This is a genomic window from Pseudomonas sp. GM74, assembly GCF_000282455.1.
Classification (GTDB): domain Bacteria; phylum Pseudomonadota; class Gammaproteobacteria; order Pseudomonadales; family Pseudomonadaceae; genus Aquipseudomonas.
The window spans coordinates 1-14,532 of the sequence record NZ_AKJG01000159.1 but is presented as its reverse complement, the minus strand read 5'-3'; the positions used below and the strand labels follow the sequence as shown (position 1 = coordinate 14,532).

Here is a 14,532-nt window from a genome sequence, read left to right as displayed (position 1 = left end):
TGACCGAAACCCTTGTGGGAGCGGGCTTGCTCGCGAAAGCGGAGTGTCCGTCAACGTTGATGTTGAGGCTGATTCCGCCTTCGCGAGCAAGCCCGCTCCCACAGGGTCGTGTTATCAGTCTTCCAGTGCGCGAACCCGTTCGTGGCGCTGCTGTTCTTCAGGCTGGGCCGACGACTGCAGGGTGAAATCGAATTCGATTTCGGCAAAGCGACCGCTCACGCCATGGGCCGCCGCGCGCTGCTGATCGTCGCTGAAGGTGATTTTAGCGATCAGTTCGTCACGGGTGGCGTAGGCGAAATCGTCGTGCAGGTATTGATCGCCATCGAGGTTGATCTGGGTGGTCAGGTGGCGATGATCCGGTGCGGAAATGAAGAAGTGCACGTGCGCCGGGCGCTGGCCATGACGGCCCAGTTGATCGAGCAGTTGCTGGGTCGGACCGTCCGGTGGGCAGCCGTAGCCCGACGGCACGATGCTGCGAAAACGGTAGCGGCCTTCGGCGTCGGTAACGATGCGGCGACGCAGGTTGAATTCCGACTGCGTGGTATCGAAGTACGAGTAGGTGCCACCGGTGTTGGCGTGCCAGACATCTACCACGGCGCCGGCCAGAGGTTCACCAGCGGTGTTGAATACGCGGCCTTGCATGAACAGGGTCACACCCGGATCGACGCCGTCGTCCAGACGCGCTTCGCCTTGCGACAGCGGCGCACCCGCCACGTACAGCGGGCCTTCGATGGTGCGCGGGGTGCCGCCGGACTTGCCGGCCTGCTCGTCTTCGGCGTCCATCAGCAGGTCGAGGTAGTGCTCCAGACCGAGACCGGCCACCACCAGCCCGGCTTCCTGGCGAGCGCCCAGCACGTTGAGGTAGTTGACGGCTTTCCAGAATTCTTCCGGAGTCACGGCCAAGTCTTCGATGATGTTCACCGAATCACGCAGGATGCGGTAGACCAGTGCCTTGGTCCGTGGGTTGCCGGCGTCATTGAGCAGGCCGCTGGCCTCTTCGAGAAATTTCTGGACTTCGGCAGTGTGGGAAATCTTGACGTTCATTCTGGGTTCCTCATCTTGTAATTATTAGCGTAGCGCGCTGAACAGGCTGGGCTCAGCGGTCATCGTCACGGATGGAAGAAGGATGCCGGCACATCGCGTCGATTTCGATGGCCATGTACGGAAACAGTGGCAATTGCATCAGCAGGTCATGCAGTTCCTGAACGCTGTCGACATCGAACACGCTGTAGTTGGCGTAGTGCCCGGCGATGCGCCACAGGTGGCGCCACTTGCCCTGCTCTTGCAGGCGCTGGGCCAGGGCTTTTTCGTCAGCCTTGAGTTTGGCTGCCGCTTCGGGATTCATGTCGACCGGCAGGTTCACGGTCATTTTTACGTGGAACAGCATAATGCTCTCCTCAGGCTCGATGAATGGCAGTGGATGTCTTGTCGCGGCGGAAAAACGCCAGGCGCTCTTCATCCAGGCTCAGGCCCAGACCCGGGGTGTTCGGCACGTGCAGTTCAAAATCGCGATACACCAGCGGTTCGCTGAGAATGTCTTCGGTCAGCAATAGCGGGCCGAACAGCTCGGTGTCCCACGCCAGTTTGTTCAGGGTGACGAAGGCATGGGCCGAAGCCATGGTGCCCAGGCCACCTTCAAGCATGGTGCCGCCGTACAGGGCGATGCCGGCCGCCTCGGCAATGGAGGCGGTGCGCAATACAGCACGTGGGCCACCGTTCTTGGCGATCTTCAGGGCGAACACCGAAGCCGCGCCTTCGCGGGCCAGGTTGAACGCATCTTCCACGCATTCGATGGATTCGTCGGCCATGATCGGCGCCGGGCTCATGGCGTTCAGGCGGGCCATGCCGGCGCGGTTGTTGCGCGAGATGGGTTGCTCGATCAGGTCGATGCCGTTGGTGCCGAGGATCCGGCAGGCACGTATCGCCACTGCTTCGTCCCAGGCCTGGTTGACGTCGACCCGCACGCTGGCGCGGTCACCCAGGGCTTTCTTGATCGCAATCACGTGGGCCAGGTCGCGGTTGACCTCACCGGCGCCGATCTTCAGTTTGAAGATGCGGTGGCGACGCAGGTCGAGCATTTTTTCCGCTTCGGCGATGTCCTTCTCGGTGTCGCCGCTGGCCAGGGTCCAGGCCACGGGCAGCGCGTCGCGAACACGACCGCCGAGCAATTCGCTGACCGGCAGGCCAAGGCGTTTGCCCAGGGCATCGAGCAGTGCGGTTTCGATACCGGATTTGGCGAAGGTGTTGCCGCGAATGCTGCGCTCCAGGCGCAACATGGCGGCGTTGACGTTGTTGCTGTCCTGGCCGATCAACAGCGGGGCGAAGTGCGCGTCGATGTTGGTCTTGATGCTGTCCGGGCTTTCATTGCCGTAGGCCAGGCCACCGATGGTGGTGGATTCGCCGATGCCTTCGATGCCGTCGGCGCAACGCACGCGGATGATCACCAGGGTCTGGTTCTGCATGGTGTGCATCGCCAGCTTGTGCGGGCGGATGGTCGGCAGATCGACGATGATCGTCTCGATCGACTCAATGGCTGTTGCAAGCATTTCGATACCCGTCAGGTTCTTGAAGTTCTGGAATCGATTCTCGTACGGCTTTTTTTACGATGCCAATATAGAATTGGTCTGACTTGATACCTTAAAGGTATGCAACTGATTGACAGGAGGCTCCATGGAACTGCGTCACCTGCGTTATTTCCAGGTATTGGCTCAAACCCTCAACTTCACCCGCGCGGCCGAATTGCTGCACATCGCCCAGCCGCCCTTGAGCCGGCAGATCCAGCAACTGGAGGACGAACTGGGGGTGATGCTGCTCGAGCGCGGACGACCGTTGAAGCTGACGGATGCCGGGCGGTTTTTCCATGAGCACTCCACCGCCCTGCTCGAACAACTGAACAAGGTCTGCGACAACACCCGGCGTATCGGGCTGGGGGAAAAGACCTGGCTGGGCATCGGTTTTGCGCCGTCGACGCTGTACGGCGTGCTGCCGGAACTGATCCGGCGGTTACGCAGTGGCGAGCCGCTGGAACTGGAGCTGGGGCTTTCGGAAATGACCACCCTGCAACAGGTGCAGGCGCTCAAGGCCGGGCGCATCGACATCGGTTTCGGCCGGATCCGCATCGACGACCCGGCCATCGTCCAGACCGTGCTCACCGAAGACCGCCTGGTCGCCGCCCTGCCCGCCGGGCACCCGTTGCTTGCAGGTCCCATCAGCCTGCGGGATCTGGCCAGGGAACCCTTTGTGCTGTACCCCGGCAATCCACGGCCGAGTTACGCCGACCATGTGATTGCCCTGTTCGAGTCCTACGGCGTGAGTATCCACGTCGCGCAATGGACCAACGAACTGCAAACGGCGATCGGGTTGGTGGGGGCAGGAATCGGGATCACGCTGGTACCGGCCTCGGTGCAGTTGCTGCACCGCGACGACATCGGCTTCACCCCGCTGCTGGAAGACAACGCCACCTCGCCGATCATTCTCAGCCGACGGGTGGGCGATGTGTCGCCGGGGTTGAACCATTGTTTGCGGATGATCGATGAGCTGTTGCCGCCGACCTCCTGAGCAGATAGAGCGGCTGGCCACAGGTCAGTGTTATCCAGCGCTCATTTCTGCACGTTTTTTTTCAATGGGAGTTCCCACCCCAGATCCAGTTCCAGAACCCCGGCAACTCGACCGGTTGCGAATCGTCGCGCACGGTACGCGCCATGGCCGCCCGCTGCAGCGCAGCCTGTTCGTCGTAAAACGGCTTGTCGGCGGTTTTCACCCCGGTCTGTCGGGCGCTGTCGAGCAGAATCTGCAGGTATTCACGGGTATGCCGGGCGGTATAGCGGTTGAGGTCGTGGAAGGTCACCACCACCGGAATCACGCCATCGACCACCGGTAATTCGCCACGGGCAATGCGTTCGCGAACTTCGGACATCGAGCGCAGCATGTGCGAGCGGCGCCGGGGGCTGGCGTTGAAGCCCCAGATCTTGCCGTCATTGGCGCTCAAGTCGGTGAGCAGCACGTGCAGGCCATGTTGCCGATAAGCGGCGAAGGTGCGTTTGTCGTAGTTCCAGAATGGCGGGCGCAACAGTGTTGGCGGGGCGCCGGCAATCGCGGCGATGTCGGCGCTGCCATCGGTGAGGGCCTGCTCCAACGCTGGCGGGTCAAGGGAGCGATGATTGGTGTGCCAGGGTGTCGCCGTGTGAAAGCCCAGGATATGACCTTCGGCATGTTCACGACGCATGATGTCCCGGCCCAATTCGCTGCCGCCGGCTCGCGGAGCGCGGGTTTGCACGAAGAACACGGCCTTGATGTCCGGTTGCAGCGGGTTTTGCGCCAGGCTCTCCAGTACCGTGACGGTCGGATTCCACCAGCTCGAGGCACTGGGACCGTCATCGAACGTCAGTAGAAAGCGGATGGGGGGCTGCGCATTTAGACGCTGCTCAGTCTGCGGAGTCATTTCAATCGGTGCGGCGATACAGCCCAGCAAACCCACTGCCAAGGCGCACACCATTAAACATTTGAACAACTGTTTCATCTTTTGCCTTGGGCCGGACCATCACGGTCAATACTTCAACTGGCAAGAATCCTTCGCCCGTTCATCCGTCATCGGCCCGCATCGAAACGGCGGGCCGAGGTTGGATAAGGTACACAGAGTTTGGTTCCAGTGCTTGCCAAGCCCGTTTCGCTGCCACCAACTAAACTGAAAAAAATGCTCAACCGGAGTGTCAGGCCATGTGCGGACGACTGTCGCAATACCGTGGAATCCACGACTTCGTAGCGGTGCTGAGCATCCCCGACGCGCTGATCAATCACGTCGGCAACGAACCCCTGGGGCACTATAACGCCGCCCCCACCACGCAACTCGCCCTGCTGCACCTGGAGAACGATCGGCTGCACGCCGACGCCGTGCGCTGGGGTTGGCGACCGCACTGGGCAACGGATCGCGTGGAGCCGGTCAATGCCCGGGTCGAGAAAGTCGCCCACGGCCCGTACTTCCGGGCGATCTGGCCCCATCGCGCGATCTGCCCGATTGATAACTGGTTCGAATGGGTCGATGCAGGTGACGGCAACAAACAACCGTGGTTGATTCGGCGACGGAATCGGGCCCCGGCTTTCTGCGCGGCCATCGGCCAGTACCCCATCGGCGGAGCGCCTCACAGGGAGCACGACGGTTTCGTCATCCTGACGGCCGACAGCGCAGGCGGCCTGCTTGACGTGCATGACCGCCGACCGGTGGTGTTCTCGCCCGAGCTGGCGCGGGAATGGCTGGACCCTGCCACACCCAAGGAGCGGGCCGAGGAAATGGCCTTATCCCAGGGCGAGGTCAGTGACGTATTTGAGTGGTACAAGGTCGACAAGGCCGTTGGCAATGTCAGGAACCAGGGCGCTGCGCTAATCAATAAAGTTCCATAAACCTGTCAGTAACGACAAAGCCCCCGCTTAAAAGGCGTAATGCTGTTCACTTAAGAACGAACACTATATCCGTGGCGAGGGAGCCTGCTTGCGAAGAGGCCCTTACCGGCGCCTCATTACCCTTAGGCAATCACAATCCCCGCTCCCCACAAACTGTCCAGCCCCACCCCCACCAGCGTCACCGAATCATTGCCAAACGTCAGCACGGTATCCTGTCCCACTGCCGTGGCATGGTCCCGGAAGTCGTCGTTCGGCATCACGCCCTGCACCCCGAGAAACACCAGTTTGTCGTTCGCCTGATAGCCGAGTACCCGGTCGTGGCCAAACGCGCCGCTGAACAGGAAAGTATCGATCCCGCCACCCGATTCCAACAGGTCGTTGCCTGTCCCACCGACGAACACGTCGTTGCCTTTACCACCGATCAAATGATCATTGCCGTCGAGGCCGAACAACCAGTCGCCGGTTGTCTGCGCCTTCAAGGTGTCATTCCCCGCTCCGCCCTTTACCGATGACGCGTAGGCATTCAACTGATTGCCCACCGCAAGCCCGTTGGCATTTACGCTGTGGGTCACGTCATCCTTGAACATCCCCCACAGGAAGCCCGGTTCCTTGCTCACGATGCTGCCAATGTCGCGGGTCACGCTGATACCGCCATTGGCATCGCGAATGTACAGGTTGCCGGCGCCATCGTTGGCAAAGTCGAAATTCTTCACTGACTGCTGCAAGTCGAGCACGTTGTAACCTTTACCGCCCAACAGGATGTTGTAGCCACCGGCATCCCGGAAGGTGTCGTTGCCGTCGCGACCTTCCAGATAGTCGTTGCCCTTGCCGCCCTGGATCAGGTCATTGCCGTCACTGCCGATGATGAACGTGCTGCCCTTGTGGGTCTCAGCGTTGCGATTGAGATCCTGCACCCAGGTATTGGCCCGTGCCGGGTCCGAGAGGTTGGCCACGATGATGGTCGAGTCCTTGCTGGTGAGGTCGTAGAACTTTGATTCGATCACCCGGTTCATACCGTCGCCATAAGCGGTGGGCAAATGCGAAATCCAGGTCGGAATGTTAAGGATGGAAAACGGCAACAGATTCCAGGCGGTCGATGCGTAGTGGTCATTGAAGCTGACGATGTTGTTGGTAGCCGAGTTTTGATCGGCGTCGTGCACGCCGACCGATGACGGGTTGAACGCCGAGCCGTCGAGGGCGCGGAATACCGGGTCGTTTTCATAGCCGACGTTCAGTACTTTGTCGCTGCTGCTTTGAGTCGGTGAGGCGTAGGCGATGTAGTTTGAATCCTGGAAAAAACCGCCCCATTTATCGCTGCTCAAATCCGCCAGGCTGTTGACCGCCAGGCCGCCGAGGCTGTGGCCACTGACCAGCACATCCTTGCCGGACAGACCGTTGGCCCGCGCAAATGCGGCAACGTCCGCCAGCAACGTGCCGAATGCTTCACCCACGTAGTTTTTCGCGTAATCCTTCGGGCCCAGCGCCGCCAGCAGGTCATTGATCACGTCGCCGATGGAGTCGCTGATCTGGTTTTCCCGTGGACCGCTGGTACCGCGAAAGGCGACGCCGATTTCCGTGAGGTGCCCCTGGGTGTCGTATTTGCCGAGAATCTCCACCTGAGCACTGGTGTAGCCGGCCTTTTCGCCGAAGAAGGTTCCCCGGGCGTCGACTTTGCCGTCATAGCCCAACTGCGCAGCGGTGACAGGAGTCCAACCGGCTTGCTGCACGGCGTCGAGTGCGGCTTTTTCCGAATCGGGATTCCACGGAATGCCGGGGATCACGCCTTGGGAATCGGTGCCGCCGATCAACGCCGTCACCAGCGTCGCCGGCAGGCCAAGGCCGAATCCGTTGTGCTGATAACCGGTCGAAAAGCCGTTATCGAGGTTGTGATAGGAATACAGCGTGATTGCCATCGCGTCGGAAAACAGCGCTTTGGCATCCGTTGCGCCGAGGTTCTTGTAGTCGTACACACCCATGGGTATTGCCTCTCTCGTTGTTGGAATTGTCAGAGATCACTCACAGCCCGGGCTCCCGATCCCGAGTGCCGTAGCAGCTGGCGAAGCCGGCGTTCGGCTGCGTAGCAGTCGTGAATTCAGGCACTGCGGTCCATCAAGTAGATCGCATGCACAGGTTTTACGACTGCTACGCAGCCGAACGCCGGCTTCGCCAGCCGCTACGGAAAAAGGTGGGGTTAGTGGGGCCTCGGGCCTTGTCCGAATGCCTCATCAACCCTGGCCAGATCCTGCTCATTCAGGGTTCCGGCGTAGTAGTGCAATTTCGTCCAGGCCATCAGGTAGTCGTAGCGGGCCTGGGCCAGGTCGCGGCGCGTGGTATAGAGCTGTTGTTCGGCATTCAGCGCATCGAGATTGACCCGTTCGCCACCCAGAATGCTTTGCCTGGTCGATACCACCAGTGCTTCGGCGGAGATCAGGGCTTTCTGATAGGCGTGCAATTTGCTCACGCCGGACAGGCAGGCGCTGAATTGCCGACGCAATTGGATCAGGGTTTCCCGGGTCTTGCCGTCCAGTTCGTACTCGGCCTGCTCCATCGCGCGACTGGCCTGACGGGTCGATGCCGAGACACCGCCGCCGGCATACAACGGCACGTTGATTTCGATGCCGATGGTGTTGGTGTCATAGCGCTGGTTGTAGGTGTTGCCGCTCTCCGACTCGTTCTGGCGCACCGTGGCGTAGGCACTGACTCTGGGCAAGTGCCCGGCACGGTTGCGTTCGACCTCATGACGCGCCACTTCCAGAGCCTGACGCTGGGAGGCCAGGTTCGGGTTGTTGGCCACCGCCAATTCGTGCCAGGTGTCGTAATTGGCCGGTTGCAGGGTGAAACTCTGGAAGTGCTGATCCAGCGGCGCGAGATCGACGATGTCGACAGTCGGCACGCCGATCAGCGCCCCGAGTTCGCGCAGGGACGCATCCTGTTCGTTACGCGCCTCGATTTCCTCGGCGGTGGCCAGTTCGTAGCGCGATTCGGCTTCAAGAATGTCGGTGCGCGTGCCTTCGCCCTGACGGAACATCTGCTCGTTTTGCTGGAACTGCTGCTCGTAGGCTTTTTTCTTGGCCAGGGCAATGTCGATCTGGTCCTGGGCGAACAGCGCCTTGGTGTAGTTTTCCAGCACCCGCACCAGCAATTGCTGACTTTTGCCGCGAAAGCTTTCATCGGCGAACAGCGCCTGCGCCACACCTTTGCGATAAGCCGCGTAGGCCTCGTAGTCGAGCAGCGGCTGTTGCAGGGTCAGGCTGGAACCGTAACTGCTGTAATTGCGGTCATCGCTCTGGTTTTGCCCTCGCTCGTTGAGGTAGGTGACCTTGGAGCTGTTGCGGCCCTTGTTGTAGTTGTAACCCAGTTTCGGCAGCAGCCCGGCGCGGCCGATGGCGCGGTTCTCAAGGCCGGCATCGCGCTCCTTGATGGCGCCGAGGAACACCGGGTCATTGCGCAACGCTTGTTCGTAGACATCGAACGGTCCCATGGCCGCTACCGCCGGGTTGCCCACGAGCAGCATCAACGCCGCCCCGAGCCTGGAAAGCTTATTCATACAACCGAACATCCTTATTCCTCGGTCAACGCGGAGCCTGCCCGGTCGAGCAGCGGTTTGAACAAATAGTTGAGGAGTGAGCGTTCACCGGTGCGCACGAACATTTCCGCCGGCATGCCGGGCTTGATCACCAGGCCATTGAGTTTTTCCATGGCCTGATCGCTGACGCTGCTGCGCAGCACGTAGTACGGTGCGCCGCTTTTCTCGTCGACCATCTGGTCGGCGGAGATCAGGCTGACTTCGCCCGGTACCCGCGGGGTGCGGCTCTGGTTGAACGCGGTGAACAGGATGTCCACCGGCAAATGCGCCCCGACCTTGTCGATCAGGTTGACCGGCAGGCGCCCCTCCACTTCCAGGCGCGTGTCCTGAGGCACGATCTCCAGCAGATTGTCGCCCTGGCGCACCACCGCGCCTACGGTGTGAACCCCCAGATTCACGGCAATGCCATCAGCCGTGGCGATGATTTCGCTGTGCTGCAAGTCGAACCCGGCGGAGGTCAGTTGCTCCTCCAGGGTCACGCTTTTGAGCTGCGCATCGGCCAGTTGCGTGCGAACTTCCTTCTGGTACTCCTCGATGTGCTGTTGCAGCTTCAGGCGCGATTCGATAATGCCCTGCTCTACCCGACCGCTTTCACCGAGGTTTTCTGCCAACAATTGCTGCACTTGCGACAGCTGCCGCTGGTACTCCATCAAACGGTTACGCGGGATGTAGCCGTTTTCCGCCAAAGGCGTCAGATTGCTCAGTTGTTGTTGCAGGGAATCGGCCTGAGCGTTCAGGTCGGTGCGGGCACGGCGCATACCCGCCAGTTGCGCAGCGGCGCCTTCGATACTGGCACGCAAGGCCGACTGCTCGCGGGCGAAGGCATCGCGACGGCTGCTGAACAACTGGCGCTGGCCTTCGAGCACCAATGCCAGACGCGGGTCGGGGTCGTTGCTCAACCCGGCGGGAAAATTCACCTGTTTCAGGTTGTCCCGCTCGCTTTGCCAACGCGCCAGACTGGCCCAGGCCATGCGGTACTGCGCTTGCAGTGATTGCACGTCCGCGGCCACCTGGGTCTGGTCGAGCCGGAACAACGGCTGCCCCTGTTTCACCGACTGCCCCTCGCGTACCAGAATCTGGCTGATCACGCCGCTGCTCATCGATTGCACGGCTTTGCGCTTGCCCGAAACCACTACCGTGCCTTGTACCGGAATGCCCTGATCGAGCGGCGCCAGGCTGGCCCAGATGAAGAAGCTGCCGGCGCCGACCAGGGCGAGCACCCAGCCCAGGCGGACGAAATAGCGGGCGTCGCGCTCGGGGCGCTCGGCGATGTCGACCTGTTCCATGCTGGCTTCATTGATGTTGCTCATACGCCCGAACTCCTTGTCGCGGGCTGATACTGCCGGCTCATGCTGAGCCCGCCCGACGGGTGCGCTGCCTTTTCCTGCTGGGCGCCCGAGAGCGCCTTGAGCACCTCCTGACTCGCACCGAACGCCTGCAGGCGCCCGTCATTGAGCACCAACAACTTGTCAGCCTGGGCCAGCACGGAGGAGCGATGGGTCACCAGAATCACGCTGGTTCCCCGGGCTTTCATTTGCGCAATCGCGCTGGCCAGCGCCGCTTCGCCCACGGTATCGAGGTTGGAATTAGGCTCATCCAGCACCACCAGGCTCGGTTGGCCGTACAGTGCGCGGGCCAGGGCCACGCGCTGTTTCTGCCCGCCGGACAGACCGCTGCCATCCTCACCGAGCACGGTGTCGTAGCCCTGTGGCAGGCGCAGGATCAGCTCATGCACGCCGGCCTGCTGTGCGGCGGCCACGACTTTTTGGGGATCGGCGTCACGAAAACGCGCGATATTTTGCGCGATGCTGCCGCTGAACAACTCGATGTCCTGCGGCAGATAACCGATGTAAGGCCCGAGGTCGTCGCGGTTCCAGCGATGGATGTCCGCACCGTCGAGCCGCACCGTACCGCCCAGGGTCGGCCAGACGCCCACCAGTACCCGCGCCAGTGTGGATTTACCGGAACCCGAGGCACCGAGCACGCCCATCACCTCCCCGGCGGCCAGGCTGAAACTGACCAGATGCAAGGTTGCAGCGCGTTGGCCCGGCGGTCCGGCGCTGACCTGTTCAAAAGTGATCTGGCCCTTCGGCGCCGGCAGCGCCATGGCGTCGTCACCCGGCGGGAAGGCTTGCAGCAAAGCATTCAGACGGCCATAAGCGAGTTTGGCGCCGCTCCACTGTTTCCACACGGCAATCAACTGGTCGATGGGGCTCAACACGCGGCCCATCAGGATCGAGCCGGCGATCATCATTCCGGCGGTCATGTCGCCCTTGATCACCAGCAACGCGCCAAGGCCCAACACCAGCGATTGCAGGCACAGGCGCAGGGTTTTGCTCAAGGAGCTGATAACGGCGCCGGTGTCGCTGGCCTGGTTCTGCAGGCCGAGGTAACGCGAATGCACCTGGAACCAGCGATTGCGCAACGCCCCCAGCATGCCCATGGCCTGAATGGTTTCGGCGTTGTGCAGGTGACTGGTGGCCAGTTGGCTGGATTTCTGGGAGAGCAGCGAGGCCTCGCCCAATGGTTTTTTGGTCATCGCCTCGTTGAGACACGCAAGTGCGATCAACAGGACCGCGCCTGCGGTGGCAAACACACCGAGCCAGACATTGAACAAATAAATCACGAACAGGTAAACCGGAAACCACGGCGCATCGAAGAATGCGAACAGCGCGGGGCCGGTGACAAACTGGCGAATATGCGTCAGGTCGCCCAGCGATTGTCCGGCGTTACCTTCGCCCTGGAACAGATTGCGCTCGAACGCCGCCTGATAGACCCGAAGATTGAAGCGACGCTCCAACTGGCTGCCAATACGGATAACGATGAAACTGCGAACCGCTTCCAGCAAACCGATAAAGGCAAAGAAGCCGACAATCATCAACGACAACATGACCAATGTCGTTTCATTCTGCGAAGACAATACCCGGTCATAGACCTGCAGCATGTAGATAGAGGGCGCCAACATCAGAATGTTGATCAGCGCAGTGAAACAACCAACGCTGAGCAGAGTGCTCTTGTAGTCACCCAGCGTCTTGATTAACGGTGCGGTGACCGGGTTCTTCGCCATCTTCATGGGCTCTTCCTGAAGTGTTATCCCTCGCCTGCCCGGCGAGGTCGTTACTTGCACGTTAATTGCAACTTTCCGACACCGGCAACGTGTTCCGGCTATTGAACTTTGCGCTTCAGGATAATGATCAGTCCGGACTTCGAAGTGCCTCGATACAGCCCTACTCCTTGCCGACTGAAGAACACGATCTTTGCGCCCTCCTTACCGGTAAGCGCGATTCCGTCCGGCTCCGTGAACCAACCGGTCGGTTGCTCGCTCAACCAGGCGCTCAGGCATTCGGCACCGTCCACGGTCTGGCTGGCGTTGAGTTCGATGGTGCAAACATCCAGCGGTTTGTCCTGCAGTGTCACCTGCCACTTTCCCGCGAGTTCCGACGGGTCCGCCAATTTCAGGCTGCGAGCCATGGCTACATCTCCAAAAAACATCATGAGCGTCGCTATCAGCCACGCGGTTGCCTTGCAGGTAAAAGCGTTGCGAATCATAGGGCGTTTTACTCAGGGTCGCGGCTCAAGGGACAAAGGACGGCGCATCGGCGCCGCCCTCCTTACACCTTGAATCAGGCCACGATGTCCGAGTACGCCGCCTGGCCTACGGTGCTGACCAGGAAGTCAGCCACGCCATGCCCGGAGAAGTCGATCGACAACAGGCTGTTGCCCCCCGACGTGTTCAACACCGCATCGCCAGCCGTGCCGGTGAAAGCGCTGACGAAATGCAGGCCAGCGCCATTGGTGATGCCCGTCAGGTCGATCTTGTCCAGACCGCTGACGAAGTCGAGGATCTGATCGACAGCACCGGGTCTGGAGTCGCTGCTGGCCGCAAACACGAAGGTGTCGGAACCGGCGCCGCCCCACAGTTTGTCCGCACCACCGGCACCGTAGAGGATGTCGTTGCCGGCACCGCCCTTCAGCTCGTTGGACACGCTGTTACCGATCAACAGGTCATTGCCGGCACCGCCAATGGCGTTCTCGACGGTGACACCCTTGGCGATGGAGATGTTACCCACCAGGCCACCAACGTCGGAGAACGAGGCCTCATTGAGATTGATCTTCTGGTTCTGGGTGAATCCGGAGAAGTCCAGGGTGTCCTTGCCGCCGGCATCCCACACGGAAAACACCACTTTATCCGCTGACGAGGACGCGCTCAGGAAATCACGTCCCGCGTTGGAGTTGAATCCGTAGGTGGTGTCGCCCGTGCGGGTGGTGGTGTTGCCACCGTAGAGCTTCTGAATGGCCGCAATGTCGTCCATCAGCGGGCCGGACGAATAGGCTTCGACCCCGCCCTTGCTGAAATTCTGGCTGGTGTTGCTTTCACTCCAGTAGCTCATGACGCTGTAGCCGCGGGTATCTTGCCCGTAGGAAGCGTCATTGTAGGTCGGAGCGCCTTCGCCGGCGTTGTAGTCGCCAGGGTGGGCAAGCCCCAGGGAGTGGCCGATTTCGTGGGTCAGGGTTTGCCGGCCATAGTTGTTCAGGTCCGGGGTTTTGTTGGGTGTGTAGCTGCTGTTGATCAGGTACCAGGAAGCCCCGTCATATCCAGCCCCGGTGCCCGGCAGGTAGGCAAACGCCGCCGCACCATCCTGGCCGCCGCTGTAGTTTCCGAAGGTCATGTGACCGTCGCCGCCGCTAGTCTTTTCGGTGAAGGTGACATTGGCCACATCGGCCCAGGATTGCATGGCAAGCACCGCCTGGCCCTTCTGCTGCGCGCTGAACTGACTGAACCCGGTAATCCCGTGTTTGTTCATCGTGCTCGACGATGCCGAAGTCAGGAAGGTATAGGTCAGTTCGATTTTGCCGCTGCCGTCCTTGTCCTGGTAAGCAGCGCCGTCGCGCAGCAACTGGGTAGCTGCCTGGTCGACGGAAAACGAGGGTTTGCCATTGACCATGAGGTTGCCGCCCCGATCATACTGATGGCTGAAACTATTGATTTGATTGAATGCAGAACTACTGGCTGCCAATGCATTGACTGGCTGAAACGCCTGTTCGGCGGAATCAATAGCGTGATCTTTTACTTTCGACATAAACACACTTCCTTGTTTAGCTATGGAACAGTTTTTGTCAGATAGCGACGGTCCCTGGCGAGATCGTCCTATCACTCGCCCATTGAAGGCGAAAGAAAACTGACACAATTTGAAATCAAATGTCCACTATTTTTTTGACGTCAAAATATGAGATTCCAGCAAGTGCCCGGAAACAATAGGCGTGCTCTGAAAGTATTATTTTGAAAGTTAATGCACGAGAGAAATTGTCCGACAATCGACAATTTGATTATTAAATAAAGGTAAGTTTTTTTGTGTGAAAGTAGTCTGACTTTTCGCGTTTACTTAATGCGCTTCAGTCAACAAAATTAAACACTCGGTGAGTTAAGCGCAGGTTACAAAACGAGTTGCGCCCGGTCTCCTGTAGCAGCTGCCGAAGCAGTCGCAAACCGGCGTTGCAATGCATCTGACGAGCAATCCGAATGACTGGATGACGACCGCTGCGCGGCC

General features: G+C 60.2%; 12 protein-coding genes. 2 read left to right on the top strand and 10 right to left on the bottom strand.

What is annotated here, in order from left to right:
* Positions 1-114: 114 nt before the first annotated feature.
* Genes catA through PMI34_RS02180 form a run of 3 tightly spaced genes read right to left on the bottom strand, consistent with a single transcriptional unit; the run spans position 115 to position 2,546 of the window.
* Positions 115-1,044: a catechol 1,2-dioxygenase gene (gene catA / locus PMI34_RS02170; RefSeq protein WP_008053772.1), complete on the bottom strand. Its 930-nt coding sequence runs from the start codon at positions 1,042-1,044 to the stop codon at positions 115-117.
* A 52-nt stretch (positions 1,045-1,096) separates the two neighbouring features.
* Positions 1,097-1,387: a muconolactone Delta-isomerase gene (gene catC / locus PMI34_RS02175; RefSeq protein WP_008053771.1), complete on the bottom strand. Its 291-nt coding sequence runs from the start codon at positions 1,385-1,387 to the stop codon at positions 1,097-1,099.
* A gap of 10 nt (positions 1,388-1,397) precedes the next feature.
* Complete coding sequence (locus tag PMI34_RS02180; protein ID WP_008053770.1) at positions 1,398-2,546, bottom strand: muconate cycloisomerase family protein; 1,149 nt, start codon at positions 2,544-2,546, stop codon at positions 1,398-1,400.
* Between the two features lie 124 nt (positions 2,547-2,670).
* On the opposite strand from PMI34_RS02180, the gene PMI34_RS02185 reads away from it, so the two are divergent.
* Entirely contained in the window at positions 2,671-3,558 is an 888-nt protein-coding gene (locus PMI34_RS02185; protein ID WP_008053769.1) for a LysR family transcriptional regulator, read from the top strand.
* A gap of 61 nt (positions 3,559-3,619) precedes the next feature.
* On the opposite strand, the gene PMI34_RS02190 is transcribed toward PMI34_RS02185, so the two are convergent.
* Positions 3,620-4,519 carry a polysaccharide deacetylase family protein gene (locus PMI34_RS02190; RefSeq protein ID WP_008053768.1) on the bottom strand — a complete coding sequence of 300 codons (900 nt, stop codon included), beginning with the start codon at positions 4,517-4,519 and terminating at the stop codon, positions 3,620-3,622.
* 197 nt (positions 4,520-4,716) lie between these two features.
* On the opposite strand from PMI34_RS02190, the gene PMI34_RS02195 reads away from it, so the two are divergent.
* On the top strand, positions 4,717-5,397 hold the full coding sequence (locus PMI34_RS02195) for an SOS response-associated peptidase family protein (RefSeq protein WP_008053767.1): 681 nt from the start codon (positions 4,717-4,719) through the stop codon (positions 5,395-5,397).
* A 122-nt stretch (positions 5,398-5,519) separates the two neighbouring features.
* Here the strand turns inward: PMI34_RS02195 and PMI34_RS02200 are convergent, their stop codons facing one another.
* The 6 genes from PMI34_RS02200 to PMI34_RS02225 all read right to left on the bottom strand — a co-directional run bounded on the left by PMI34_RS02200 (position 5,520) and on the right by PMI34_RS02225 (position 14,064).
* Complete coding sequence (locus tag PMI34_RS02200) at positions 5,520-7,373, bottom strand: polyurethane esterase (protein ID WP_008053766.1); 1,854 nt, start codon at positions 7,371-7,373, stop codon at positions 5,520-5,522.
* Positions 7,374-7,588: 215 nt separating this feature from the next.
* The gene (locus PMI34_RS02205) at positions 7,589-8,956 is read right to left on the bottom strand and encodes a TolC family outer membrane protein (RefSeq protein ID WP_008053765.1); all 1,368 of its coding nucleotides are present in this window, start codon (positions 8,954-8,956) and stop codon (positions 7,589-7,591) included.
* Positions 8,957-8,958: 2 nt separating this feature from the next.
* Positions 8,959-10,293 (bottom strand): HlyD family type I secretion periplasmic adaptor subunit, encoded by a 1,335-nt coding sequence (locus PMI34_RS02210; protein WP_008053764.1) that lies wholly within the window; start codon positions 10,291-10,293, stop codon positions 8,959-8,961.
* Positions 10,290-12,056: a type I secretion system permease/ATPase gene (locus tag PMI34_RS02215; RefSeq protein ID WP_008053763.1), complete on the bottom strand. Its 1,767-nt coding sequence runs from the start codon at positions 12,054-12,056 to the stop codon at positions 10,290-10,292. Before PMI34_RS02215 ends, PMI34_RS02210 begins: the two co-directional genes overlap by 4 nt.
* Before the next feature lie 92 nt (positions 12,057-12,148).
* Positions 12,149-12,532, bottom strand: a complete 384-nt coding sequence (locus PMI34_RS02220; RefSeq protein WP_081498120.1) for an AprI/Inh family metalloprotease inhibitor — start codon at positions 12,530-12,532, stop codon at positions 12,149-12,151.
* A gap of 74 nt (positions 12,533-12,606) precedes the next feature.
* Complete coding sequence (locus PMI34_RS02225) at positions 12,607-14,064, bottom strand: serralysin family metalloprotease (RefSeq protein ID WP_008053761.1); 1,458 nt, start codon at positions 14,062-14,064, stop codon at positions 12,607-12,609.
* Positions 14,065-14,532 lie beyond the last annotated feature (468 nt).